This window comes from Streptomyces sp. NRRL F-6676, from assembly GCF_000725625.1.
Lineage (GTDB): Bacteria > Actinomycetota > Actinomycetes > Streptomycetales > Streptomycetaceae > Streptomyces.
The window spans coordinates 1-346 of sequence record NZ_JOHS01000136.1 but is presented as its reverse complement, the minus strand read 5'-3'; the positions used below and the strand labels follow the sequence as shown (position 1 = coordinate 346).

Genomic DNA, 346 nt, shown 5'->3' with positions numbered 1-346 from the left:
CCACAGTTCGGGGCGCTGGCGGCGGGGGTCCCACTGGGAGAACTCGTCGCGCAGGGAGAAGACCCGTTCCTTGGCGCGGGCTTTCTCCTCGTCGCGGCGGCCGCCGCCGAAGACGGCGTCGAACTTCTCGCTCTGGATCTTCTCGGTGAGGGGGATGATCTGGAGGGGGTTGCGGGTGCCGTCGGGGCGTTCGCGGAGTATGCCCCGGTCGATGTAGTCCTGGACGGAGGCGATGTGCAGGCGCAGGCGGTGTTCTTCCACGACGCGGTCGCGGTAGGCCAGTACTTCGGGGAAGTTGTGGCCGGTGTCCACGTGGAGGAGGGAGAAGGGCACGGGGGCGGGGGTG

1 protein-coding gene is annotated in these 346 nt (G+C 69.1%); it reads right to left on the bottom strand.

The annotated features are described in order from the left end of the window. Nucleotides 1-346: phosphoadenosine phosphosulfate reductase domain-containing protein (locus tag IO29_RS31335; RefSeq protein WP_037840711.1), on the bottom strand; the 346-nt coding region annotated here is incomplete at both ends.